At 65.2% G+C, this 24816-nt stretch carries 26 protein-coding genes; 14 read left to right on the forward strand and 12 right to left on the reverse strand.

The annotated features are described in order from the left end of the window. Positions 1–88 precede the first annotated feature (88 nt). The 3 genes from BH95_RS12185 to BH95_RS29795 all read right to left on the reverse strand — a co-directional run bounded on the left by BH95_RS12185 (position 89) and on the right by BH95_RS29795 (position 2752). A complete protein-coding gene (locus tag BH95_RS12185; RefSeq protein WP_037182497.1) occupies positions 89–1759 on the reverse strand; it encodes an alkaline phosphatase D family protein in 1671 nt (556 codons plus the stop codon). A 62-nt stretch (positions 1760–1821) separates the two neighbouring features. Continuing rightward, positions 1822–2562 carry a GNAT family N-acetyltransferase gene (locus BH95_RS12190; RefSeq protein WP_019665290.1) on the reverse strand — a complete coding sequence of 247 codons (741 nt, stop codon included), beginning with the start codon at positions 2560–2562 and terminating at the stop codon, positions 1822–1824. A 55-nt stretch (positions 2563–2617) separates the two neighbouring features. After that, positions 2618–2752, reverse strand: a complete 135-nt coding sequence (locus tag BH95_RS29795; protein ID WP_167336906.1) for a ParA family protein — start codon at positions 2750–2752, stop codon at positions 2618–2620. A 57-nt stretch (positions 2753–2809) separates the two neighbouring features. Here BH95_RS29795 and BH95_RS12195 point away from each other — a divergent pair, with 57 nt between their 5' ends. Further along, a complete protein-coding gene (locus BH95_RS12195) occupies positions 2810–4288 on the forward strand; it encodes a cryptochrome/photolyase family protein (protein ID WP_019665292.1) in 1479 nt (492 codons plus the stop codon). A gap of 35 nt (positions 4289–4323) precedes the next feature. Then, complete coding sequence (locus tag BH95_RS12200; RefSeq protein ID WP_020113066.1) at positions 4324–4791, forward strand: GbsR/MarR family transcriptional regulator; 468 nt, start codon at positions 4324–4326, stop codon at positions 4789–4791. 5 nt (positions 4792–4796) lie between these two features. Here the strand turns inward: BH95_RS12200 and BH95_RS12205 are convergent, their stop codons facing one another. Then, the gene (locus tag BH95_RS12205) at positions 4797–5819 is read right to left on the reverse strand and encodes an iron-siderophore ABC transporter substrate-binding protein (RefSeq protein ID WP_019665294.1); all 1023 of its coding nucleotides are present in this window, start codon (positions 5817–5819) and stop codon (positions 4797–4799) included. A 72-nt stretch (positions 5820–5891) separates the two neighbouring features. Between BH95_RS12205 and BH95_RS12210 the strand changes: the two genes are divergently transcribed. Next, entirely contained in the window at positions 5892–6713 is an 822-nt protein-coding gene (locus tag BH95_RS12210) for an SDR family NAD(P)-dependent oxidoreductase (RefSeq protein WP_037182501.1), read from the forward strand. Further along, positions 6710–7210 carry an SRPBCC family protein gene (locus BH95_RS12215; protein ID WP_019665296.1) on the forward strand — a complete coding sequence of 167 codons (501 nt, stop codon included), beginning with the start codon at positions 6710–6712 and terminating at the stop codon, positions 7208–7210. The genes BH95_RS12210 and BH95_RS12215 overlap by 4 nt, the downstream gene beginning before the upstream one ends. On the opposite strand, the gene BH95_RS12220 is transcribed toward BH95_RS12215, so the two are convergent. After that, positions 7192–7842 carry a TetR/AcrR family transcriptional regulator gene (locus BH95_RS12220; RefSeq protein WP_037141296.1) on the reverse strand — a complete coding sequence of 217 codons (651 nt, stop codon included), beginning with the start codon at positions 7840–7842 and terminating at the stop codon, positions 7192–7194. The genes BH95_RS12215 and BH95_RS12220 overlap by 19 nt on opposite strands. A 66-nt stretch (positions 7843–7908) precedes the next feature. Here BH95_RS12220 and BH95_RS12225 point away from each other — a divergent pair, with 66 nt between their 5' ends. Beyond that, a complete protein-coding gene (locus tag BH95_RS12225) occupies positions 7909–9315 on the forward strand; it encodes an MFS transporter (RefSeq protein ID WP_080738014.1) in 1407 nt (468 codons plus the stop codon). Here the strand turns inward: BH95_RS12225 and BH95_RS12230 are convergent. After that, on the reverse strand, positions 9285–9797 hold the full coding sequence (locus tag BH95_RS12230; RefSeq protein ID WP_033188085.1) for a mycothiol transferase: 513 nt from the start codon (positions 9795–9797) through the stop codon (positions 9285–9287). The two genes, BH95_RS12225 and BH95_RS12230, sit on opposite strands and share 31 nt — an antisense overlap. A gap of 33 nt (positions 9798–9830) precedes the next feature. Here BH95_RS12230 and BH95_RS12235 point away from each other — a divergent pair, with 33 nt between their 5' ends. The 4 genes from BH95_RS12235 to BH95_RS12250 all read left to right on the forward strand — a co-directional run bounded on the left by BH95_RS12235 (position 9831) and on the right by BH95_RS12250 (position 13627). Beyond that, positions 9831–10895, forward strand: a complete 1065-nt coding sequence (locus BH95_RS12235) for an NADPH:quinone reductase (protein ID WP_080738102.1) — start codon at positions 9831–9833, stop codon at positions 10893–10895. A 69-nt stretch (positions 10896–10964) separates the two neighbouring features. Continuing rightward, on the forward strand, positions 10965–11597 hold the full coding sequence (locus tag BH95_RS12240; RefSeq protein WP_019665312.1) for a class I SAM-dependent methyltransferase: 633 nt from the start codon (positions 10965–10967) through the stop codon (positions 11595–11597). 10 nt (positions 11598–11607) lie between these two features. Beyond that, the gene (locus BH95_RS12245) at positions 11608–11967 is read left to right on the forward strand and encodes a VanZ family protein (protein WP_020113078.1); all 360 of its coding nucleotides are present in this window, start codon (positions 11608–11610) and stop codon (positions 11965–11967) included. Between the two features lie 229 nt (positions 11968–12196). Next, a complete protein-coding gene (locus tag BH95_RS12250) occupies positions 12197–13627 on the forward strand; it encodes a stealth family protein (protein ID WP_019665314.1) in 1431 nt (476 codons plus the stop codon). 1 nt (position 13628) lies between these two features. On the opposite strand, the gene BH95_RS12255 is transcribed toward BH95_RS12250, so the two are convergent. Next, on the reverse strand, positions 13629–14534 hold the full coding sequence (locus tag BH95_RS12255; RefSeq protein WP_019665315.1) for a phosphodiesterase: 906 nt from the start codon (positions 14532–14534) through the stop codon (positions 13629–13631). A 190-nt stretch (positions 14535–14724) separates the two neighbouring features. On the opposite strand from BH95_RS12255, the gene BH95_RS12260 reads away from it, so the two are divergent. Further along, on the forward strand, positions 14725–15519 hold the full coding sequence (locus BH95_RS12260) for an alpha/beta fold hydrolase (RefSeq protein WP_019665316.1): 795 nt from the start codon (positions 14725–14727) through the stop codon (positions 15517–15519). A 53-nt stretch (positions 15520–15572) separates the two neighbouring features. On the opposite strand, the gene BH95_RS12265 is transcribed toward BH95_RS12260, so the two are convergent. Continuing rightward, positions 15573–16670, reverse strand: coding sequence for an acyl-CoA dehydrogenase family protein (locus BH95_RS12265; protein ID WP_037182505.1), 1098 nt, complete (start codon positions 16668–16670; stop codon positions 15573–15575). Between the two features lie 10 nt (positions 16671–16680). Further along, on the reverse strand, positions 16681–17856 hold the full coding sequence (locus BH95_RS12270) for an acyl-CoA dehydrogenase family protein (RefSeq protein WP_019665318.1): 1176 nt from the start codon (positions 17854–17856) through the stop codon (positions 16681–16683). A gap of 77 nt (positions 17857–17933) precedes the next feature. On the opposite strand from BH95_RS12270, the gene BH95_RS12275 reads away from it, so the two are divergent. The 4 genes from BH95_RS12275 to BH95_RS12295 are packed head-to-tail and all read left to right on the forward strand — an operon-like array spanning position 17934 to position 21221. Then, a complete protein-coding gene (locus BH95_RS12275; RefSeq protein WP_019665319.1) occupies positions 17934–18500 on the forward strand; it encodes a histidine phosphatase family protein in 567 nt (188 codons plus the stop codon). Between the two features lies 1 nt (position 18501). Beyond that, positions 18502–18984: a RidA family protein gene (locus BH95_RS12280; RefSeq protein WP_020113080.1), complete on the forward strand. Its 483-nt coding sequence runs from the start codon at positions 18502–18504 to the stop codon at positions 18982–18984. A gap of 9 nt (positions 18985–18993) precedes the next feature. Continuing rightward, positions 18994–20478, forward strand: a complete 1485-nt coding sequence (locus BH95_RS28285; protein ID WP_080733889.1) for an ABC transporter permease subunit — start codon at positions 18994–18996, stop codon at positions 20476–20478. Then, positions 20475–21221: an amino acid ABC transporter ATP-binding protein gene (locus BH95_RS12295; protein ID WP_019665322.1), complete on the forward strand. Its 747-nt coding sequence runs from the start codon at positions 20475–20477 to the stop codon at positions 21219–21221. Before BH95_RS28285 ends, BH95_RS12295 begins: the two co-directional genes overlap by 4 nt. 40 nt (positions 21222–21261) lie before the next feature. Here the strand turns inward: BH95_RS12295 and BH95_RS12300 are convergent, their stop codons facing one another. The 3 genes from BH95_RS12300 to BH95_RS12310 are packed head-to-tail and all read right to left on the reverse strand — an operon-like array spanning position 21262 to position 24796. Beyond that, positions 21262–23313, reverse strand: coding sequence for a xanthine dehydrogenase family protein molybdopterin-binding subunit (locus tag BH95_RS12300; RefSeq protein WP_037182507.1), 2052 nt, complete (start codon positions 23311–23313; stop codon positions 21262–21264). Beyond that, the gene (locus tag BH95_RS12305) at positions 23310–24305 is read right to left on the reverse strand and encodes an FAD binding domain-containing protein (RefSeq protein WP_020113083.1); all 996 of its coding nucleotides are present in this window, start codon (positions 24303–24305) and stop codon (positions 23310–23312) included. The genes BH95_RS12300 and BH95_RS12305 overlap by 4 nt, the downstream gene beginning before the upstream one ends. After that, positions 24302–24796, reverse strand: a complete 495-nt coding sequence (locus BH95_RS12310; RefSeq protein ID WP_019665325.1) for a 2Fe-2S iron-sulfur cluster-binding protein — start codon at positions 24794–24796, stop codon at positions 24302–24304. The genes BH95_RS12305 and BH95_RS12310 overlap by 4 nt, the downstream gene beginning before the upstream one ends. Positions 24797–24816 lie beyond the last annotated feature (20 nt).

The following is a 24816-nucleotide window of genomic DNA, read 5'->3' on the forward strand; positions in this document are numbered from 1 at the left end:
CAAGTATGCCGCCCGTGGTGACCGAACGGCACATTCGCTCACTCAGAGTGACCGAACGGTACGTTCGGTCCGAAAAAAGAGGGGTCGGCTAGCGGACGGGGAGTGGAGCGGGGTCGACGCGGGCGATGCCGTCGCCGACGGTGAAGCCTGCTGCCCAGGACACTCCGGTGAGCGGGTCCTCCTTGGCGTCGAGGAACCAGTGGTCCATCTGGACGCCCGACGGGGTGACGTCGAAGACTCCGAACCCGTGGCTGTCCAGTTCGACGTATCGGATGTGTCGGTTCAGGGTGGTCAGCGCGGCCTCCGCGACTCGGCCCAGGGTATGCGGCGGGGTCTTGGTGAGGTCGTCGACATTGGCCGAGGACACGGAGGTGACGACGAGCTCCGTCGCGACGCCACCGGTTTCGAAGTAGCGGGCAGCGTCCTGAGGGATGTCGCATGCCCAGGCGGAGTGGATGTCGCCGGTGATGAAGACGGTGTTGTTCACGCCGTTGTCCGCGATGGCGGCGAGCAGCTTCCTGCGGTCGGCGGTGTAGCCGTCCCAGGGGTCGGCCATGTAGGGCACTCCGCCTTCGGGGATGCCGAGCAGCCCGGTCAACGCCCGCGCAGCTTCGCTTTCGAGCGGCGGAACCAGCACCGGGGTGATCATGACGGGATTGCCGACGATCTTCCAGCGGGTCGGTGAGCTGATCAGGCCGTCGGTGAGCCACTGCATCTGGTCTGCGCCGGTGATGGTGCGGTTGGGTGAATCGACCTCGGCTCCCGCCGTCGGCGAAACCTGTTTGGATCGGTAGGTCCGCAGGTCGAGCATCGACAACTCGAGCAGATTGCCGAAGCGGAGTCTGCGATAGAGGTGCCGATTCTGCGGTGTTCCCGCCGCTCGTACCGGCATCCACTCGTAGTAGGCCTGGACGGAGTTGGCCTTGCGGACGTTCCAAGGCCCTTCGGTCTCCGGCTGGTGGTTCTGGGCGCCGCCGTCGTAGGCGTCGTTCGCGCTTTCGTGGTCGTCCCAGGTGCAGATCCACGGCACCCCCAGATGCGCGGCCTGCAGGTCGGGATCGCTCTTGTACTGGCCGTGCCTGGTCCGGTAGTCCGCGAGACTCACGATCTCGTGGACCGGATCGTGGACGCGGATGACGCCGTTCTTTCCGGCGAACTCGCCGGTGCGGTACTCGTAGATGTAGTCGCCCAGGTGGATGATCGCGTCCAGATCGGTCCGCGTCGACAGATGTCGGTAGGCACCGAAGTACCCGGACTCCCAGTTGGAGCAGGACACGACACCGAACCTGATTCGCTCGACGTCCGCGTCGTTCGCCGGAGCCGTCGACGTCGTACCCACGACCGACTGCACACCCGCGGCGTCACCGTCGGCGATCTCGAAGCTGTAGTAGTACGTCGTCGACGCCGTCAGCCCGTCGACGTCCACCTTGACGGTGTGATCGACCCCGGCGTCGGTCGTCACAGCGCCGCTGCGGACGAGGTTCGTCAACTGAGCGTCGGTGGCCACGCGCCACCGCACGGTCGTGGCCGGGCCGAGGCCCGAGCCCGGGGTTGCACCGGGCTCCGGAGTGACACGAGTCCAGAGAATCACCGCATCCGGCGTCGGATCCCCCGACGCGACGCCGTGCTGGAACGGTACGAAATCCTCACCCTGAGCGTGCGCCACGGCAGGCAACGCCGACGCTGCCCCCGCAGCTGCGAGCGCAACCGTCGACGATCGAAGAAACCCTCGTCTGGACACGCCCTCGTTCACGATCACCGAGCCAGTTCATGCGAACTTCGGGCCCCGGTCAAGTCGGGCTGGCCACAGCGGCGGAAAATTCACCGATCCGTTGCCGGTGTGCGTACCCGAGTGACATACGAGCGCTTGCGCAGCTTGAAACCGAGCGTCTCGTAGAGGCTGATCGCCGTCACGTTCGACGCGAGAGCGTGCAGGAACGGGGTCTCGCCGCGGTCGACGATGCCTGCACCGACGTCGCGCACCAACCTCGTGGCCAGACCTCGACCACGAAAGGCCGGGTCCGTGCAGACAGCACTGATCTCGGTCCATCCCGGTGGGTGAAGTCGCTCTCCTGCCATCGCGACCAGACGACCGTCGACCCGAATTCCGACGTACCGACCCATCTCGACGGTCCGGATGCGGTACGGGCCGGGGTTGGTGCGGCCGACGAGGTCGAGGATGTCCGGGACGTCGTCGGCGCCGAGGACGACGGCGTCGGGGTCGTGGTCGACGGCGAGCGCGGACCCGTCGAGTTGCACCGAATCGAACCCGCCGACGACCTCCCACCCTGCCGGTACCTCGTGACCGAACCCTCGGACCGAGGTCTCCTCACCGGGACCGACTATGCCGGCCAGGTCGTCCCAGTCCTGTGTCGACAGCTGCTGTGGGTGCCCGAGGTGTCCCGCGACATCAGGGTGATAGCGACCGATTCGGCCTCGCCACTGCGCGAAACGCGCATGCTCGCCGAGCAGCGCTTCCCGCACGGCGTCGTCGAGCGGATGTGCGCTCTCACGTACTGCTGATCCTGGATTCCGGGGTAGATCGACGGTCACGTCGACCAAGGCTAGGAGCCGCCGCTGCCTCCGTCACCGGTTGCGATCAGCAAGATTCTGACTACTACAGAAACACACCGGCGGTCGCGATGATGCGCTCGGCCACGGCAGCAGTCGTCGTGGACTTCCCGACGCCGCCCTTCGGATCGATCGTGCCGATGACAGTCGCCAGTGCAGGCCACCTCTCTGTATCGCGCACAGTTCAGCACACAGCAAGCGGGTTTGCAGGCCTATGGATGGGAGCATTCTGCCGTGCATGAACTCCCCGCTCTGGCTGTTCGGCGATCAACTCGGTCCGCATTTCCATTCCACGCCGGACTTCCGTGACCGCGAGGTTCTGCTGATCGAGAGTGCACGCGTGCTCCGACGACGGCCTTTCCACCGGCAGAAGCTCCACCTGGTGCTGTCCGGGATGAGGCACCTGGCCGACGAGCTGGGAGACCGCGCGACCTATCTCAGAACCGAGACCTATCGGGAGGCGCTCGAACAGTTCGGCAAGCCCGTCGTGGTCTTCGAGCCGACATCGCACGCAGCCGAGGCCTTCGTCGACGGGTTGTTCCAGGAAGGTCTCGTCGAGGACGTGTTGCCGACGCCGATGTTCGCGCTGAGTCGAGCGGATTTCGCGGAGTGGGCAGGTAATCGTCACCAGTTCCGGATGGAAACCTTCTATCGCGATCAGAGGCGACGCTTCGAGATCCTGATGTCCGGTGACGAACCGGTGCAGGGTGTCTGGAATCTCGACGAGGAGAACCGTGAGCCACCACCGAAGAAGCAGGCGACGCTCGGCGTCGACCCGCCGTGGTGGCCGACCGAGGACGACATCGACGAGCAGGTACGCGCAGATCTGGACGCGATGGAGCTGGACACCGTCGGCAACGACGGCCCCCGACTGTTCGCGGTGACTGCAGCCGAGGCACGAAAGGCTTTGGAGCACTTCGTGTCCTACCGACTTCAGGACTTCGGCAAGTACGAGGACGCCGTGATGACGCAGGACTGGACGATGGCGCATTCGTTGTTGTCGGTGCCGCTGAACATGGGATTGCTCGAGCCGATCGACGTGGCGGAGGCCGCCGAGAAGGCCTGGCGCGACGGCGACGCGTCGCTGGCGTCGGTCGAGGGGTTCGTCCGGCAGATACTCGGATGGCGTGAGTACGTGTGGCATCTGTACTGGCACTTCGGACCCGAGTACATCGATCGGAACGAACTCGATGCTCACGTCCCGCTGCCGAAGTGGTTCACCGACCTCGACGGTGACGAGCCGATCGCCGCCTGCCTGGCGCACACGCTGTCCGAACTCCGCGACCGCGGCTGGGTGCATCACATCCCGAGATTGATGATCCTGGGCAACTTCGCACTGCAGCGCGGCTACGACCCTCGCGCCCTCACCGAGTGGTTCGCCACCGCCTTCGTCGACGGGTTCGCGTGGGTCATGCCCGTCAACGTCATCGGCATGAGCCAGCATGCCGACGGCGGTCTCATCGCCACGAAACCGTATGCATCCGGCGGCGCCTATCTGAACCGAATGACCGATCACTGCGGTGGATGCGAGTACAACCCCAAGAAGCGACTCGGGCGCGACGCGTGCCCGTTCACGGCCGGATACTGGGCGTTCGTGCACCGCCATCGAGATCGGTTGTCTCACAACCACCGAACGGCACGCCAGGTGTCCTCGATGAACAGGTTGTCCGACCTCGACCAGGTCCTCGAGCAGGAGGCACAGCGAGAGGTATTCTGACACAATCGTTCCGTGCTGGAACGAGAGAATCATCGATGAACGACGGTCGATTCCCCGAGTGGTTCGTCGAGCGCTTCGCCGACTACTGGCAGTCCGGCGGGGCGTCGCGCATCGAGGGCAGGATCATGGGATATCTGCTGATCGACGAGACACCGGGCGTGAGTGCTGCCGAACTCGCCGAGGCTCTGAACACCTCACGCGGATCGGTATCGAACTACATCCGACGCCTCATCACGCGCGGATTCGTCAAACAGGTTCGGCGACCGAAGGATCGGACGCACTACTACGTCATGGACGCGGACGTCTGGGGCGGATTCCTCGAAACCGAACATGCCTACCTCGAGAATCAGCGCGCACTGGCCACCGAAGCACTGAAATACGCCGACCCGAGCGGGCCGGCGTATCTCCGTGTGCTCAACATGCGTGACTACATGGGGTGGATCATCGACAACCGGATGCTGCGCAGCGAGTGGAATCGGTTCAAGGAAGAACGGGATTCCTAGCTCGGTCAACCCCGAGCGGGCAGCTTCGCGATGGCCTCGTCGATCATCGGGACGTATCGCTCGAGCGCCCACGGAACGGTCAGGGGGTTGATGATCGAGGAGCCCGTGACGAACGGCTGCTCGGTGGGCGCCACGACCGATCCGCGATTCACCGCGGGGATCTGGTTGTACGCCGGCTGCGCTTCTGTGTCGCTGCGGTTCTGCGCGTCCGAGTAGAACGTGAAGATCAGATCCGAATCGTTCAACAGGTTGGCGTTCTCGAGCCCGATGACCGCGGAATCGGTGCCCTCGGTCTCGTCGAGGGTGTAGACCACGGGATCGACCTGGAGTCCGAGTGCACGGACCATCGCGACCCGCTGCTCCTCCGCGAGGAACACACCGAGCGTGCCGGGGCCGGTGTTGTAGATGTAGGAGAACGAGACGTCCTCGTACTCCGGATGCGAGGCGGTGGCGTCGGCGAACCGGCTCTTGATCTTGTCGATCTCCTCCGCCGCGCGCTCCTGCTCACCCATGGCCTTGCCGATCACGGAGATCTGGTCTTCCCAGGTGATGGTCCACGGCTGCTCCTCGTACGCGACCACGGGAGCGAAGCCGTTGAGTGCGTCGAACTGCTGCTGCGTGATTCCCGACCACGGCGCCAGGATCAGATCCGGGTCGAGTGCGAGGATCGCCTCGATGTTCAGCTCGGTTCCGCCGGTGAACTGCTGCGGCAACCGGTCGTCGTCCAGCGCCTCGTCGATCCAGGGCAGATACCCGGAATCGTCACTTCCCCACGGATATTCCTCGACTCCGACGGGAACGGTGCCCAGTGCGATCGCCGTCTCGGCCGATCCCATGCCGAGCGTCACGATGCGTTCCGGTTTCTCGGTGATGACGGCTTGGCCGAGCGCGGAATCGATCGTGACGGCGGCGAAATCGCCCGAGGTGTCCGACTCCGCGGGTTCGGTCGACCCACACCCAGCAAGAACCAACGCAGTAGCGACGAGTCCGGACAGCGCCGCAGCGCGCCGGCGAGAGGCGATGATCATCGATTGACCATAGGCTAACCTATCTCGAATTTTCAAATCGAATGAAAGTTCACAGACGCTACGGTGGTGCACATGAGCCTTCCCCGTCCCGCTCCGGACCGCACTGCCGTCGTCACCGGCGCCTCGTCGGGCATCGGCGAAGCCATCGCACGCGAACTCGCCTCGCGGGGCCACGGCGTCACCCTCGTCGCGAGACGGGCGGAGAAGTTACGGGAGCTGGCGGACGAACTGAGCGCTCGGGTCCGCGTGGAGGTTCTTCCTGCCGATCTGTCGGTCAGGTCCGACCGGGCTGACCTGCTGCAGCGGATCGAGCACCTCGGGCTCGTCCCGGACATCCTCGTCAACAACGCGGGCCTATCCACCCTCGGCCCCGTAGCCGCCTCGGATCCCGACGCCGAGCTGAACATGATCGAGGTCGACGTCGCGTCCGTCGCCGACCTGTGCAGTCGATTCCTCCCCGGAATGACCGCTCGGCGACGCGGGGCCGTGCTCAACGTCGCCTCCACCGCAGCGTTCCAGCCGCTTCCCGGACAGGCCGGATACGGCGCCTGCAAAGCCTTCGTGCTCTCCTACACCCAGAGCCTGAGCGGCGAACTGAAAGGGACCGGTGTCACCGCGACGGCGTTGTGCCCCGGCCCCGTCGACACCGGTTTCGGCGAAACCGCCGGATTCGCCAAGGAAGACGCCGAAGCAGCGTTGCCGCCCGTCATGTGGGTGTCTGCGGATGCCGTCGCGAAGACCGCCGTCGACGGAATGGCCAGGGGGCAGATGGTGGCGATCCCAGGACTGATCAACCGCGTCGCATCGATCTTCGCGGCAGTCACGCCGCGAACACTGCTGGTACCCGTCCTCGCCCGCAGCCATCCGGGCCTTCGAAAGGGAACGTCGTCATGACGCGCGAATTCACCGTCTCCGACAGCATCGTCGTCGACGCCACCGCCGAGGAACTGTACGACGCGATCAGCGACCCCACACACATGGGATCGTGGAGTCCCGAGAACCTCGGCGCCGTCGTGCTCGACCCGCGCGACTCCGCCTACGTGGGAATGCAATTCGACGGCCGCAACAAGCGGGGCCGGGCGCAGTGGGTGACACGCTCGACGGTGACCGTCGCCGACCCCGGGAAGACGTTCGAGTTTCGAGTCTTCGCGATCGGCGTGAAATCTCCTCGCCTGAAGGGCGCGAACGCGACGTGGCGATACGATTTCGAGCCCACGCCTCAGGGAACGAAAGTCACCGAAACCTGGACCGACGATCGTCGAAAATGGCCCGATGCAGTGGCATTCGTGTTCGACAAGATCGTCACGAGCGGCAAGACCTTCCCCGAGTTCCAGCGTCGTAACATCCGGAAGACGTTACAGAACCTGCGAACTCACTTCGCCCGCAAGTAGCCGTCGAGGAGAAACTCGATGCCCTGCATGTAGAGATCCTTGGCGCTCGACTGCAGGTCGATCCCGGACGCAGCAACGAGATGCGGGAGCTCGGCGGCCCCGATCTGCTGCACGCGCACCGTCATCGGCGACGGATCGTCGGCAGCACGAGGCTGCGCCGACGCCAGGTTCAACACGGCGCCGAGAGTATAGTTCCACAACCCTCGGTACATCACCATCGACTCTCCCGGGGTGAGACCGAGTTCCCCAGCCGCACCGAGCATTCGATCCACCAGCCACAATGCGCCCGCACCGCCCCTGTTGCCGGTGCGCAACACGTCGGCGATCCAGCGATCGGCGACCAGCACGTCGAACACGTCTCCGATGAGCACCACGATTCGCCGACGCGGTTCCTGCGGCAGATCTATCGACGGGAACGACTCGGACACCTCGTCGAGCACGAGGGCCAGAAGCTGCTCACGATCGCCGACGTGCCGATAGATCGCCATGGGTGAGACGCCGACGTCGGCTGCAAGGGACCGCATGCTGAATCCGTCGATACCGCCGGCGTCGAGCTGAGCCTTCGCCGCGGCGACGATCTGCTCGCGAGAGACCGTCGGGGGACGCCCGAGGCGCGGGGTGCGTGTGCTCACCGTTTCAGTGAACCACGAGTCGACGGTGTTGCCATCCGAAACCGAATCAGGTAATCCTAATTAATTATGAGCGACCGTATATTTAGTCCGGGTCTGATTCTGACCTCGGCTGCCCTCGCCCAGTTCCTTGTCGCCTTCGACATGTCCGTCATGAACGTCGCGCTTCCCGACATCCAGTCCTCGCTCGGATTCAGCGACGCCGACCTGTCCTGGGTCGTCAACGCCTACGCCCTCGCATTCGGCGGGCTGCTGCTGCTCGGCGGGCGACTGTGCGACGTCGTCGGCACCCGCGCGGTGCTACTCGCCGGATTCACCGTCTTCGGAGTGGTGAGCGTGCTCGGCGCGCTGGCCACCCAGCCCTGGATGCTCGTTGCCGCACGTGCCGTACAGGGCCTCGGCGCAGCACTGATCGCCCCCGCAGGCCTGGCCGCGTTGAGTTCGGCGTTCCCGACCGGCAAGCAACGCGCCAAGGCCTTCGGAATCGGCGCCATGGCATCCGCCGGAGGCGGCGCCATCGGCGTGGTTCTCAGCGGACTGCTGACCGACGCCGTCGACTGGCGGCTCGTGATGTTCTCGGCAGTGCCGTTCGCCGTCATCGCAGGCATCGCCGCCTACATCGGGATGCCGCACCACACCGACGAGCGCGTGGGCAGCCTGGACGTTCCAGGTGCCGTACTGGCCACCGGAGCCATAGTGCTGTTGGCCTACACCGTGATTCAGACCGAGTCGCGCGGATGGACGGAAGCGTACGTGCTTCTCGGGTTCGGCGCGAGCGTCCTGCTTCTCGTCGCTTTCGTCCTCGCGGAGACGCGCGCCACCGAGCCCCTCGTCCGCTTCGCCACCCTGCGTCGACCACGCATCGCCATGGCGAACATCATCATGTGCGTCCTGTGCGCAGCACAGTTCAGTGGCTTCTACTTCGTATCTCTGTACCTACAACGCGGACTCGGCTACTCCCCTACCCGCACCGGCATCGCGTTCCTACCGTTCTGCGTCGGCCTCGTGTTCGCGATCGTCGTCTCCACCGCACTGCTCACCCGCATCGGCGCCAAGCCGCTCCTGGCCGTCGGCACCGCCCTGGCATCCGCCGGACTGTTCTGGTTCTCGCTGATGGACGTCGAGGGCAATTTCGTTGCGACACTGCTCGGTCCATCCATCCTGTTGAGCGTCGGCGTCGGACTCAGCTTCATGCCACTGTCCAACATCGCGACCGCCGACCTACCGCCCGACGAGGTCGGAATGGCGTCCGGACTGCTCAGCACGTCGCGTCAGATCGGTGGATCCATCGGTCTCGCCGTGCTGGTGTCGGTCGCAGCCGGAGCGACAACCAGCTCCCAGCCCGCCGACCTCGTACACGGATACAGCCTCGCCCTGCTCGCCTGCGCAGGACTACTCGCCGTCGGATTCGTCCTGTCCCTCGGATTTCCGAAACCTGCTGTCGATCACGCTCTTTCCGCGAGCCCCCGAACGTAGGCAGCCTGGCCTGCGTGCTGAAGATCGTCGGAGACGACCGAAACGAGGCGAACACCGAGGGTCACCGGCGGATCCCAATTGTCGTCGACCACCCGATCCAGATCTTCGGCACCCAGAGACTGCACGTAAGCAACAGTTTTCGCGTGGACGGCGTCGTGGTAATCGCGCAGCAGATCAGCACTGCTCGCCACCGCTGCGACGTCGTCGGACGACTGCCCGTAACCGATCGTATCGTCGTCGAACGGCAGCGCGAACCGGTCACTCCAGCCATCGGCGGTCCACACCTGCTCGGAACCCGCCACCCCGGCGATGTGATCGTCCTGCACACGCGTCAGATGCCAGATCAACCACGCAACCGTGTTGGCCTCGGAGTCGGCGCGGAACGTCAGGGCCTGCTCCGGGATGTCGTCGAGGGTGTCGTGCACGACACCCTTGACACGTTCGAAAGCGTCCACCAGTACTTCGGCGTGATTCACGAGCATCCTTTCGTCGGCACATCTCATGCATACCCCACGATGAATTCTGTCACCGGAATTTCCATCACCCGTGCGCCCGTTGCACCGAGCATGAAGGCAATCAGGTACACCCGGACCGGCGACTCATCCGTACTCACCCTCGAGGACCGCGACATCCCTGAACCAGGACCAGGCGAAGTGCGCGTCAAGGTCGCCGTCTCCGGCGTCAACCCCACCGACTGGAAGAACCGAAGCGGCGCGACCGGCGAACTCGCCTTCGACGAGGTCTCCCCCAACCAGGATGGCGCAGGCACCGTCGACGCCACCGGACCGGGAGTGGAAGGCCTCGCCAACGGCGACCGCGTCTGGCTCTATCTTTCCCAGTACCAACGCCCCTCCGGCACCGCCCAGGAGTACACCGTCGTGTCCGCCGACCACGTCGTCCGGTTACCCGAGAACGTCTCCTTCGACGTTGGCGCATCCCTCGGCGTACCCGCGATGACCGCTCACCGCGCCCTGACGGTCTCCGAGGACGGACCGACACGACTGCACCCCTCCGCCCTCGACGGCAAGACGGTCCTCGTGGCCGGTGGCGCCGGAGCCGTCGGGCACGCGGCGATCCAGCTGGCCCGATGGGCAGGAGCAACCGTCGTGACCACCGTCAGCGGACCCGAGAAGGCCGCCCTCGCGACAGCCGCGGGAGCCCACCACGTCGTCAACTACAAGACCGGCGACGCCGCCTCCGAAATCCGCGCGATCGCACCGAACGGAGTGGACCTGATCGTCGAGGTCGCGCCCGCGCAGAACGCGGAGTTGAACGCCGCCGTCGCCGCGAACCGCGCATCGATCGCGATATACGCCAACAACGGCGGCGACAGCTTCACCCTCGACATTCGGCCGAACATGGTGACCAACGCCCGCTACCAGTTCGTGCTGCTCTACACCGTCGGTGCAGACGCGCTGAAAGCCGCCGAAGAAGACGTCACAGCCGCTGCTGCAGCCGGCGTCCTCGAGGTGGGTCGGGACGCGGGCCTACCTCTGCACCGCTTCTCCCTGGCAGACACCGCAGCTGCCCACGATGCCGTGGAAAACGGCACCGTCGGAAAGGTGCTGATAGACCTCTGACCCTATGTGAGTGTTGCCGAAACAGCAAAAGGTGTTGCGGAATCTCGACAGGAGTTGCATCCTGGACCCATGCACACACATGACGAGCCCGTGTTCGATCAGGCCTTCTGGGACAATCTCTACACCGAGCAGGCGCAGCGCTGGAGCGGGAACGCCAACCCAGTCCTGATCACCGAGGCCTCCGAGCTCATCCCGGGAACTGCGCTCGACATCGGCAGTGGCGAGGGCGGCGACGCACGCTGGCTGGCCGACAACGGGTGGACGACGACCGGCGCCGACATCTCGGCGGTTGCCATCGAGCGCGCCCGAGAGACACAAGGCGACCGCACCATCACGTGGCTGCACCGCGATTTGCTGACGTGGGAGCCCGAGGAACGGTACGACCTCGTCACTGCGCACTTCTTCCAACTGCCTCCCCATCAGGTCGGCCCCGCGTTCCAGCGTTTCGGTACCGCGGTGGCCCCCGGCGGGCACCTGCTGATCGTCGGGCACAGCCCCAACGACCACCTCGCGTCGCACCACCAGCACGCGCAGATGCTGTTCGACGTCGACACCATCACTGCCCTCTTCGACGAGGACCAGTGGACGACGGTCGTCGCCGAGGACCGCGCCCGTCCCGGAATCGACCCGGACGGCACACCCGCCGAGCGCACCGACACGGTGGTCCTCCTGCGTCGCTCCCAGCCGACGGAACGCACCTAGACTCGACCGAATGCCGCTGAAGTACATGCCGCTGAAGTACTACGCCCCGTTGGCCGTGTCGCTGTCGGCGGCGATGATCATCCTGTTCACACCGGCGTCCGGCGTGCCCAGTGGTTTTCAGCACAGCGACAAGATCATTCACTTCCTCCTGTTCGCGGCGCTGGCGTACTCGTCGCGATTCGCCGGTATCACCGTGCGGGTGACCCTCGCCTGGACGGTGGCGTTCGCGGCGGCGTCGGAGGTCCTCCAGGCTCTGCTTCCACTGGGGCGCAGCGGGTCGGCACTCGACGCGGTCTTCGACGTCCTCGGCGTCTGCGCAGGCCTGCTGATCGCCGTCCGCGTCCTTCCGGCCCGGTCGGCTATACACTGAGCACACTGCTCCGGGGGTCCTCGGCTCGCACGCCACCTCCGGAAGGTTCACCATCACCTCGACGTCCGCTCCGCACGATATCTACCTCGTTCCTCCCGAGCAGGACTCGGACGAACCCGTCCTCGGCGCGTCGGCCGATACGACTGCACGCCTCACCGGCCGCGCGGACATCGTTCCGTTCGGCGGTCGGTTCGCACTGAAGATCACCTCGACGACGCCTCACCAGGCGATGGTCGAGGATCTTCTGTTCGTTCGGGCCGTGCTCGACGACGCAGCGATCCCGTACCTCCTGGTGCGAGGAAACGACGAACGTCCGGTCGTCGCCATCGACGATTCGCGTCGCGCTGCTCTTCGGGACGCACTGGTGGCGGCATGCACCGCCGAGCCGTTCTACTGCAAGACCGTCGACGTCAAACGCGGCAAGGCAGTGCTCGTCGCCGACGGAGGACTCGACGACTCACCCAACGCACGAATCTTCCGGTTGTTCCGACCCCGCGCAGAACCGACGAGCGGTTTGAACTACGGCGCGTCCACCGCGGTACAGATCGAACTGTGGGACATCTCGGCGTCGGACATCGTTCTGCCCGTCGAGAACTCTCTGACCCGCCGAACGATCAAACCCGAGGAAGCGGTACGCGGCACCGTCGACCGGTTCGGCAAGACGTGGCCGACCATCGAGAACATGTTCGCCGACCACGCGTCCGACATCAATTTCGACATCGACATCGTGTTCTCCTGGGTCGACGGTTCGTCGGCGGAATTCCAGGCCCAACGCGCGAAGCGCATGCAGAACTACGTCGTCGGCGAGGGGGACGCGTCCGCCGCACGCTTCCGTCAGATCGACGAGCTGAAGTACGCCCTCCGATCGATCCACATGTATGCACCGTGGATCAGGCGAATCTTCGTCGCAACCGACTCCGACCGGCCGTCGTGGCTCGCCGACGATCCACGCGTCACGTTCGTGCCGAGCGAGACCTTCTTCGTCGACACGTCCGTACTGCCGACCCACAATTCACAGGCTGTCGAGTGCCAGCTGCACCACATCCCCGGACTGTCCGAGCACTTCCTCTACTCCAATGACGACATGTTCTTCGGTCGACCCGTCGGACCGCAGATGTTCTTCTCCCCCGGCGGCATCAGCATGTTCATCGAAGCCCCCATCCGAATCGGACTGGGCTACAACGACGCCGACCGGAGCGGATTCGAGAACGCCGCCCGCGTCAACCGTCGGCTCCTACAGGACCGATTCGGCATGACGACCACCCGCCACCTCGAACACGCAGCGACCCCGTTGCGCAAGAGCGTCATGCAGGAGATGGAGAACGAGTTTCCCGACGAGTTCGCGTCCACCGCGGCCAGCGTGTTCCGTGCGAGCACCAACATCTCGGTGACGAACTCGCTCTACCACTACTACGCCCTGATGAGCGGCCGAGCGGTGGTGCAACGCGACGCGAAGGTCACCTACATCGACACCACGGCATACGCCGGTCTCCACCGGATGGAATCGATGCTGCCCAAACGCGCAGTCGACTTCTTCTGTCTCAACGACGGCAGCTTTCCGGAGGTCGATCTCGAAGTGCGCACCCATCGCGTCACCGAGTTCCTCGACCGCTACTTCCCCATCGTCGCGCCGTGGGAAAGTTCGGCTCGGGCCGAGTGAACTAGACGTCCACTCTCGAGTGGCGAGTGCTGTCGGCAATCGTCACGCCCGCGCGGTCGAGCCGCCGTGCGACCTCGTCGGCCGAGACGTACTCGCCGACGGTGTCGTACGAGCCTATCGGCACCACCGAATGCACGACGGTGTCGTCGTAGACGTGCACCAGGTTGAACGCCTGGGCCCCGTCCCGGCCACGGATCGCGCCCGGCTCCACACTCAAGTCCTGGGTGTAACACGTCGCCGACGCCACCGACACCGGAATTCCGGCGAACGTCGCCGTCGTCGAATAATGCAGATGCCCGGCGATGATGGACCGAACATCGGTGCCGCGGACCACGTCGGCCAGCCTGTGCTGATCGACCAGTTCGACGAGCACCGCCAGATCCAGCACCGTCGGAACCGGAGGATGATGCATGGCGAGAATGGTCCCGAACTCGGCCGGGGTGGCGAGAACATCGGCGAGCCAATCCAACTGCGCGGCCGTCACTTCACCGTGATGTGCGCCGGGGACCGTCGAATCGAGGGTGATCACGCGGAGGCCGTCGATGTCGTGGACACGATCGACCGACCCCGACGCGTGCTCCTGATCGAGCAGCCGCGACCGAAACGTCGCCCGATCGTCGTGATTGCCCATCGCCCAGACGACCGTCGCACCCAAGGCGTCGGCAACGGGTTCGACGAGGCGGCGCAAGGTGTCGTACGCGCCCGGCTCCCCTCGATCGGTCAGATCCCCCGTGAAGACGAACGCGTCGGGGCGAACACCGGACGCCTCGACGTCGGCGAGAAGACGGGTCAACCTGGCAGTACTGTCCACTGCGCCGTACAGATCTCCGTCGGCAACCAGATGGGTATCGCTGACGTGCAACAAGCAGTGATTCGGGCGTGGATACTCCGCCGTCCGAGCCTTCATCGGTAACTCGCTTCCGATCGGCCGTGGTGGGCACGCTGATCGCGTGGTCCTCTTCCTCAACCCTAGCCAAGACTCCAGAGGAAAATAGCGCGGGTACGTCACACCAACATGGAACGAACATCTGCCGGGAGTCCCGGCACCGGCGCAGTGGCCTAGATTTGGGTCCACTCCCTACGAGAGGATCCCGCCCATGAAGTTCACTCGATCCAAAGTCGCCGCTGCCACCGCGGCACTGGCAGCAAGCCTGCTGCTCGGCACAGGAACCGCAGCTGCGCAAGACCTGCCCACCGTCGTGCTCGTCCACGGCGCCTTCGCCGACACCTCCAGCTGGGACGGCGTCGCAGCAGACCTACGCGCTCGGGGATACGACGTCGTCGTTCCGGACAACCCGCTCCGTGGGCCCGGCTACGACTCCGCAGCCGTCGAGAAGGTCGTCCAGGGCATCGACGGGCCCGTAGTGCTCGTCGGGCATTCCTACGGCGGCTCGGTCATCACCAACGTGCACGCGTCGAACGTGGAATCCTTGGTGTACGTCGCGGCCTTCGCACCCGCCGCGGGCGAACCCGCCGCGCTGGCACTCGACCCGTTCCGTTTCGGTCTGACATCGCTGCTGCCGCCGGTGCTCGGCCTCGGCATCGTCGACGACTCGACCAACATCCTCGGCAAGAACGTCGACGGCTACATCTCGCCGAGTCTGTTCAAGCAGTACTTCGCTCCCGACGTCAGCGACGAGCAGGCGGCGAAGATGATCGCGAGCCAGAAGTCGATCGCGGCCACCGCCCTGATCGAGCCGAGCGAACCGCCGTCCTGGGCGGACACCAAGAGCTACGCACTGATCCCCCAGCAGGACCAGATCATTCCGCCGGCCTCGGAGAAGTTCATGGCCGAACGCGCAGGCGCAGAGATCACCGAGGTCCCGGGCTCGCACGCGATCCTCGTGTCCAACCCGGGTGCAGTCGTCGACCTGATCGTCGACGCGTCCTGACTCCGCTGTGCGCGGAAATGTAGGCCAGGGCCTACATTTCCGCGCACGTGGGATCAGCGAGACAGAATGCGCAGGTGCTCGTCCGCACCACCGAAGGTGTGCTCGATCGCCGTCAACCGCGACACGTAATGACCCACCGGGTACTCGGCGGTCACGCCGATACCACCGTGCAACTGGATCGCTTCCTGCCCGATCTTGCGCGACGACCGCGAGATCTGCAGCTTCGTGCGCGACGCCACCATCTGATCGACCACGTCGTCGGCCAGGTTCATCGTCGCGTACAGCGACATGCTGCGCGCCAGTTCGAGCAGCACGTACATGTCCGCGGCGCGGAACGTGAGCGCCTGGAACTTGGCGAGCGGAACGCCGAACTGCTTGCGCTGCTTCAGATAATCGGTCGTCAGACGCAGCGCTTCCTCCATCGCGCCGACAGCCTCGGCCGCCAGGGCAGCCTGCGCCTTGACCTCGGCAGCAACGATCGCAGCACTCGCGTCCGATCCGTCACCCAACGGCTCGGCCGCGACGTCGGTGAAGGACAGCTGCGCCGCCCGGCCGCCGTCGTGCGTCACGTAGCTCTTTCGCTCGAGACCCGTTGCGTCACCGTCGACCAGAAACAGTCCCGTTCCGCCGCCCGGAAGCGCCGCACTGACCACGATCACGTTCGCCGAACCGCCGTGCGGAACCGGATTCTTGACACCACTCAAGGACCAGGATCCACCGTCCTCCGCCGCAGCGACCTTCACCTCGACGTCGGGCCACCGGCTGCCGGTTTCGTTGTGCGCGAACGCAAGCAACGTCGATCCCTCCGAAACCCCCGGCAGCACCCGCTTGCGCTGATCGGCAGAACCGACCGCGGAGATCAGCCCACCGGGAAGGAGGACGGCGTCGAGAATCGGCTCCGGGGCGAGCCGTCGACCCACCTCGGTCATGACGGCCATGATCTCGACCGGACCGGCATCCATGCCGCCGTCGTCCTCGCTGAAGCTCAACCCGAGCAACCCCACCTCGGACAATTGCTTCCACACGTCCGTCGACCACCCCGGATCAGCGGCCACGATCTTGTTGCGCTTCTCGGTGTCGTACGCGCGGGTGAGCACCTCACGCGTGGTGTCGCGGAGAAGTTTCTGCTCTTCGTTCAGTTCGAAATCCATTGCCCTACCCTCACAGTCCGAGAATCGTCGACGCGATGATCTGCCGCTGAACTTCGTTGGAGCCACCGTAGATGGAGACCTTGCGATAGTTCAGATACGTCGGAACCGAACGTTGAGCCCAGCCGGGACTCTCGATGTCGTCACCGGCCTCGTAGGGCAACGAATCCGGACCGGCGATGTCCATCAACACCTCCGTCGCGGACTGCTGCAATTCCGAACCGCGGAGCTTCAAAATCGACGACGCCGGGTTGGGCTTGCCGTCGGCGGAACTCGACACCAATCGCAGCTGAGTCAGTTCCAGTGCCAGAACCTCGTTTTCCAGCTCCGCGAACCGCGCCGCGAACAGCGGGTCCTCGAGCAACGTACCCTCGCCGACCTTCGTCGCCGCCGCGTACTCCTTCGCGCGCTCGAGCCGAACCTTGGTGTGGCCGACGCGGGCGACACCCGTCCGCTCGTTCCCCAGCAGGAACTTCGCGTAACTCCAGCCCTGGTTCTCCTCGCCCACAAGGTTTTCCGCGGGAACGCGCACGTTCTCGAAGAACACCTCGTTGACCTCGACGCTGCCGTCGATCAACTTGATCGGGCGCACCGTGATGCCCGGCGTCTGCAGATCGATCAACAGGAAGGAAATACCTGCCTGCTTCTTCGGCGCATCAGGATTCGTCCGCACGAGCGCGAAAATCCAATCCGCATACTGCCCCAGCGTCGTCCACGTCTTCTGCCCGTTGACGATGTAGTCGTCTCCGTCACGCAGTGCCGTCGTCCGCAGCGACGCGAGGTCCGAACCTGCCTCCGGCTCCGAGAATCCCTGACACCACCAGATGTCCAGATTCGCGGTCTTCGGGAGGAACTTCTCCTTCTGTTCCTGCGAACCGAACGTCGCGATGACCGGCCCGACCATCGACGCGTTGAACGCGAGCGGCTCGGGAACCGATGCCAGCTGCATCTCGTCGAGCCAGATGTGATGCTGTACTGCCGTCCAATCCCTGCCACCGAACTCGCTGGGCCAGTGCGGGACCGCGAGGCCGTTGGCGTTGAGAATTCGCATCGTCGTCACCATGTCCTCACGGCTCAGTTCGATGCCCACCCGGTTCTTCTCGCGGATCTCCGCGGGAATCTCGGTGGTGAAGAACGTCCGCATCTCGTCGCGAAATGCGGCTTCCTCCTCTGTCAGGGCAAGATTCATAGGGGTGCCTCCGATATCGACCACGTATGTCCTCTTCGACCGTACTCTGCGGTAACTGCGATAATCTTCTCTTCACTATGACTTTTCTGGCACTGGTCCGGCACGGAGAAACCGACTGGAATCTTCACGGCCGTCTCCAGGGCAGTTCCGACATCCCACTCAACGACACCGGACGCGCACAGGCCCGCGAAGCCGTGTACGAACTGTCCGAACACTCGTGGGACCTGCTGGTCTCCTCACCGCTCTCGCGTGCGGCCGAGACGGCCGACATCATCGGCTCGCACCTCGGTATCTCCCGCACCGCCACCTACCCCGATCTCGCCGAACGTCACTTCGGCGCCGCGGAGGGGTTCACCGACTACGACGCGTACTCCCACTGGCCGCACGGGATGTATCCCGGCCTCGAGCCACGACGCGACATGATCGTCCGCGGAGTGCGCGCGGTCGACGAGATCGCGGCCGCGAATCCCGAGTCCTCGGTCATCGCCGTCGCGCACGGCGGAGTCATCCGCGGCATTCTCGACGCCATCCGGGGCGTCACGTCCCCACGGATCCTCAACGCGGGCGTCTCGACGCTCCTGCACGACGGATCCGGATGGACCGTCGAGACGATCAACGGTGTCCCGACGACGAGGCTGTGGTGACATGCACATCGAGAAACGCATCGAAGAACTCGGCTTCGTCCTCCCCGCCGAGGCGCAGGCACCTCCCGGATTCGAATTCTGCTTCGACTGGGCCCGGGTCCGCGGCAACCGCGTGTACGTATCCGGTCACTCACCGCAGCGTCCCGACGGCTCCCTCGCAGGCCCGTTCGGTGCGGTGCCGTCGGACATCTCCCTCGACGCGGCCACCGACGCGGCGCGAGACGCGGCTCTCGCGGTGCTGGCCAGCGTCCGTCGCGCCGTCGGCGACCTCGACCGCGTCTCGGCCTGGCTGACCGTCTCCGGGATGGTGAATGCGGACCACGGCTTCACACAGACCACCACCGTGATCAACGGTTTCTCCGACGTCGTCCTTCAGGTGTTCGGCCCCGAGATCGGGGCCCATGCCCGCAGCGCGATCGGCGTGGCCGCGCTACCGATGAACAATGCCGTGGTTGTGTCGGCGGAATTGGAAATCGACGGGTAGGTTTTTCCAGTGCACCGAAAAGCGCTCGCTCTACTGGCCGCGATCGTCGCTCTGCTCGCCGTGGCCGGCTGCGGATCGTCCGGTTCGGTACTGGACAAGATCCGCGACGACGGCGTGATCGTCGTCGGCACCGAAGGGACCTACAGTCCGTTCAGCTTCCAAGGTTCCGACGGCCAACTGACCGGGTACGACATCGACGTCGTCAATGCCGTCGCCGGCGAACTCGGGGTCGGCGTCGAATTCGTGCAGACACCGTTCGATTCGATCTTCGCCGGCCTCGAATCGCAGCGCTTCGACCTGATCGCCAACCAGGTCACCATCAACCCCGAACGGCAGAGCGCGTACGACCTGTCCAAGCCGTACACAGTCTCCGAAGGAGAGATCCTCACCGCGGCGAACAACACTTCCATCACCTCCGTCGCCGACCTCGCCGGCAAGACCACCGCGCAGTCGTCGACGAGCAACTGGGCCGAGGTGGCCGCCGATGCCGGTGCCGACGTGGAGGCTGTCGAAGGGTTCGTCCAAGCGGTCACCCTGGTGAAGGACGGCCGAGTCGACGCCACCGTGAACGACAGCCTCGCCGTCGCCGAATATCTGAAGGAAACCGGCGACACCGGCGTGAAGGTCGCCGCACAAACCGGAGACACCAGCTATCAGGCGTTCGCCGCCCGCAAGGACAGCGGACTGATGGACGACATCGACGCCGCGATCGACACCCTTCAGGCCGACGGCACACTCGCCCGGATCTCCGAGAAGTACTTCGGCTCGGCCGTCGCTGCACCCACCGCGGACACCCAGGCTCCGACGTCCGACGGCGCTGCGAGCGAACAACAGTCGAAGTTCGACCTGATCCTCGACAACCTCTGGCCGATGCTGAAGGCCACCGTCACCATGACGATTCCGCTCACCGCCATCAGTTTCGTCGTCGGACTCGTCATCGCCCTCGGCGTCGCGCTGGCGCGCATCTCGTCCACCACAGCGCTCTCGTCGGCCGCCCGGTTCTACGTCTCGATCATTCGCGGCACTCCCCTGCTCCTGCAGCTGTTCATCGTCTTCTACGCACTGCCTCAGTTCGGCGTCGTGATCGATCCGTTCCCCGCCGCGGTGATCGCCTTCTCCCTCAACGTCGGCGGATACGCCGCGGAAGTCATCCGAGCCGCCATCCTCAGCGTGCCCAAGGGCCAGTGGGAAGCGTCGCAGACCATCGGCATGGGCTACCGGACCACGCTGCAGCGCATCGTCCTTCCCCAAGCCCTGCGTACCGCGGTCCCTCCGCTGTCGAACACACTGATCTCGCTGGTGAAGGACACTTCGCTGGCGTCAACGATCCTCGTGACCGAACTTCTGCGCGTCGCCCAGCTCGCCGCCGCACCCACCTTCGACTTCTTCGCGCTCTACAGCGTCGCCGCCCTCTACTACTGGGTGATCTGCATGATCCTCTCGTTCTTCCAAGGCAAACTCGAAGTCCGACTCGACAGGTACGTGGCCAAATGACAGATCTTCTCGAAGTCAAGTCTCTGCGAAAGTCGTTCGGCCCGATCGACGTCCTCAGCGACGTCTCCTTCACGGTGCCGTCGGGCACGGTCACCGTCATCATCGGCCCGTCGGGATCGGGCAAGACCACGGTTCTGCGATCTCTGAACGCTCTCGATCCCGCCGATGCAGGCATCGTCCGCATCGGCGACGTGACCGTGGACTTCGGCGCGAACCCCTCCGCCGCAGCTCTGCGCGCATATCGCGCCCAGAGCGGAATGGTGTTTCAGCAGCACAACCTGTTCCCGCACAAGACCGTGTTGCAGAACATCACCGAAGGCCCGGTCATCGTGCAGAAGCGCCCCCGCGCGGACGCCGAAGCCGACGCACACCGCCTGCTCGACCAGGTCGGCCTTGACGCCAAGGCCGATCAGTACCCGTTCCAGCTCTCCGGCGGCCAACAGCAACGCGTCGGCATCGCACGGGCATTGGCGCTGAAACCGAAACTGATGCTGTTCGACGAACCGACGTCGGCACTCGATCCCGAACTCGTCGGCGAAGTCCTCGCCGTCATCAAACAACTCGCGTCCGAGGGCTGGACGATGGTCATCGTGACCCACGAGATCCGGTTCGCCGAGCAGGTCGCCGACGAGGTGCTGTTCATCGAAGGCGGCGTCGTGGTCGAACGCGGAACTCCCGCCGACGTACTGAAGAACCCCGCCGAGGCCCGAACGAGGCAGTTCCTCAGCCGTCTGCTCCTGTGAGCGGAAATGTAGGCATTGGCCTACATTTCCGCGCACGTGACTAGAGGTGCGGAAGGACCTTGTCCAGAGTGATGGGAAGGTCCCGGACCCGCACGCCGGTGGCATGGAAGACGGCGTTACCGATCGCTGCGGGGGAACCGACCGTACCGATTTCGCCGATTCCCTTGCCTCCCATGGGGCTCAGTTCGTCGTCGTGCTCCTCGACCCAGGTCGCCTCGATGTCGACGGGAATGTCCGCGCACACCGGAACGTGATACTCGGCGAAGTCGTGGTTGGAGAATCCGCCGAACTCCGGATCGGTGTTTCCCGCTTCCATCAACGCCATGCCGATCCCGAAGGTCATGCCGCCGATCAGTTGCGACCGAGCGAGGCGCGGATTCATCACACGCCCGATCCCGAAGACACCGAGCATTCGCCGGACCCGCACCTCACCGGTGTCGACGTCCACCTCGACCTCGGCGAACTGCGCACCGAACGCCATGCGTGCGAAGTCCTTCTGCGCGTCCAGGTCGTCGGAGGTGTCGACGGTGACCTCGGCCGGGCCGGTCTTCGAGGCGAGTTCCGTGCACGCCTTCGTCACCGCCCACCCCCAGGACGACGTGCCCGAGGAACCGCCTGCACCTGGGGCCTTCGGCAGCGCACTGTCACCCAGCTTCAGGACCACGAGATCCGCGGACACACCGAGGGCATCGGCGGCGATCTGCCGCAACACGGTTCGAGCGCCGGTACCGATGTCCGACGCCGCCACGGACACCGTGATGGAGCCGTCCTCGGCCCGCGTCGCCGACGCCGTCGACGGGCTGATCAGCACCGGGTAACTCGCCGTGGCGACACCGGTACCGATGAGCTTGCGCCCTTCCCTGCGATGCCCCGGACGTGGATCGCGCTCCGCCCACCCGAACCTCTCGGCTCCCTCACGCAGACACTCGACGACGCTGCGCGAGGAGAACGCGTTGCCACTCGCCGGGTCCACGTCCGGTTCGTTCAGTATTCTCAACTCGATCGGATCGATTCCGACCTCGTAGGACAACTCGTCGATCGCCGTCTCCACCGCGAACATCCCGGGAGCCTCGCCAGGTGCCCGCATCCAGCGCGGCGTCGGGACATCCAGCACTGCCAGTCGATGCGTGGTGCGACGGTGGGGCGAGGCGTAGATGTGGCGCGACGACTCCGCGGTCTGCTCGCAGAATTCGAAGATCTGCGACGTCTGCTGAAACGTGTCGTGTGCCAACGCCGCGAGGGTGCCGTCGGCGGATGCACCCAACTGGACGTGGTTGATCGTCGGCGTGCGGTATCCGACGAGATCGAACAACGCCTGCCTCGGCAACGCCAGCTTGACAGTGCGGCCGACGGCACGCGACGCCATGGCCGCCAGCACCGCGTTCGGCCGGGTACTGCCCTTGGCGCCGAACCCGCCGCCGACGTTCTCGGCGACGACGCGGACGTTCGACGGGTCCAGACCGAACACCGTCGCGAGGTCCCCTTGGACTCCGGAGGGCGCCTGCGTCGAATCCCACACCGTCAGAACGCCGTCCGACCATTGCGCTGTCGTCGCGTGCGGTTCCATCGGACTGTTGTGCATGGGAGCCGTCGTGTACCAGCGGTCGACGACGTGGGCCGCGGACGCCAACGCCGAGTCAGGATCGCCGACGGTCACGTCGGTCGGAAACCCTGCGTTGACGGTCTCCGGCGCATACAGCGACGCGTGATCCGTCGTCAGTTCGTTGTCCGGCCGCGCCTCGTCCGCGTACGTCACCCGAACCTGCGCGGCGCCCTCGCGTGCGGCCTCCAGGGAGTCGGCCACCACTGCGGCGACGATCTGACCACGGTAGGCGACTCGATCGGATTGCAGCACAGCAAGTTCGGTGTCCTCGATCTCACCCAATTTCTCGGCGTTCTCGTGCCACAGCAGCGTGACGTCGGCCGGCGCGGTCACCTGGGAGACGCGACCTGTAGGAATCTCCGCCGGGACATACCAGCAGTAGGCCGGCGCCGTCTCCGCATGCTGCTCGACAGCGTATCGCGCCCGGCCGGTCACCTTCGCGACGCTCTCCGTCCGGGGGATCGACTGCCCTATCGATGCGGTACTCATTCCTGCACACTCCTGGCTGCCAGATCGGTCAGGGCCTCGGTCACCAGATTGCGCACCAAGGGAACTTTGAACCCGTTGTCCCGCAACGGCACCGCGGCCTTCAATTCCAAGTCGATCGCTTCACGAAACGCCTCGTGCTTCGCCGACCTGCCCAGCAGTTCACCCTCCGCGGTGATCGCACGCCACGGCTTGTGCGCGACTCCGCCGAGCGCCACGCGCGCCTCGGTGACCTGACCGCCCTCCACCCGAAGGACCGCAGCCACCGACGCGAGCGCGAATGCGTAGGACGCACGGTCGCGCACCTTCCGGTACAGCGACACCGCGCCGTCGGGCAGCGCAGGAATGTCGATGGAGGTGACGATCTCGTCGTGGCCGATGGTGGTGTCCAGATCGGGATCGTGTCCGGGTAGCCGGTACAGCTCCCCGATCGGCACACGATGGGCCCCGTGCGGGCCCTGAATGTTCACCACCGCATCCAACGCGGTCAACGCCACTGCCATGTCCGACGGATGCGTCGCCACACAATGATCCGACGCCCCGAGGATGGCGAGGTTGCGATGATCACCCGCGATGGCCGGACAGCCGGAACCAGGATCACGTTTGTTGCACGGCTTGGAGGTGTCCATGAAGTAGACACACCTCGTGCGCTGGAACAGATTGCCCCCGACGGTGGCCATGTTGCGGAGCTGACCCGACGCACCGGACAACACCGCACGCGACAACACGGGATAGCGCGAGCGAACCACCGGATGCACAGCCAGATCACTGTTGCTCACCGCTGCGCCGACCCGAAGCGACCCGTCGTCCAGAATGTCGATCTCACCGAGCGGCAACCTCGTCACGTCGATGAGCGACGACGGTTGCGCCGCACCGAGCTTCATCAGATCGACCAGGTTGGTCCCACCGCCCAGAAGCGCGGAATCCGGATCCGACGCAAGCCGATTCACAGCGTCGGCGACGTCGGTGGCGACGTCGTAGGTGAACGTCTTCATTCGCTTGCCTCCATCACTGCGGGCACGATGTTGGCGTAGGCACCGCAGCGGCACAGGTTGCCGGACATCCGTTCGCGGACTTCCTCGCGGGTCAGGCGTGGGTGATCGTCCTCGGTGACCGCGCTCGGCCAGCCTTGCTTCGCCTCCTCGATGACGGCAACGGCCGAGCAGATCTGCCCGGACGTACAGTATCCGCACTGAAACGCGTCGTTGTCGACGAAGGCCTGTTGCACAGGATGGAGCGTGTCACCGTCGGCGAGGCCCTCCACGGTCACCACCTCGCGGCCCTGGTAGCCGACTGCGAGGGCGAGGCAGCTGTTGATGCGGCGGCCGTCGACGAGCACGGTGCACGCACCGCACTGGCCGTGATCGCATCCCTTCTTGGCGCCGATCAGATCGAGATGTTCTCGAAGTGCGTCGAGCAGAGTCGTCCGCACATCGCAGTCGAAATCGTGGTCGGTGCCGTTCACGCGCAGCGTCACTCTGGTCATGCGGTCGCAATTACCCAGGA

The sequence above is a fragment of the Rhodococcoides fascians A44A genome, from assembly GCF_000760735.1.
GTDB classification, from domain to species: Bacteria; Actinomycetota; Actinomycetes; order Mycobacteriales; family Mycobacteriaceae; genus Rhodococcoides; species Rhodococcoides fascians_E.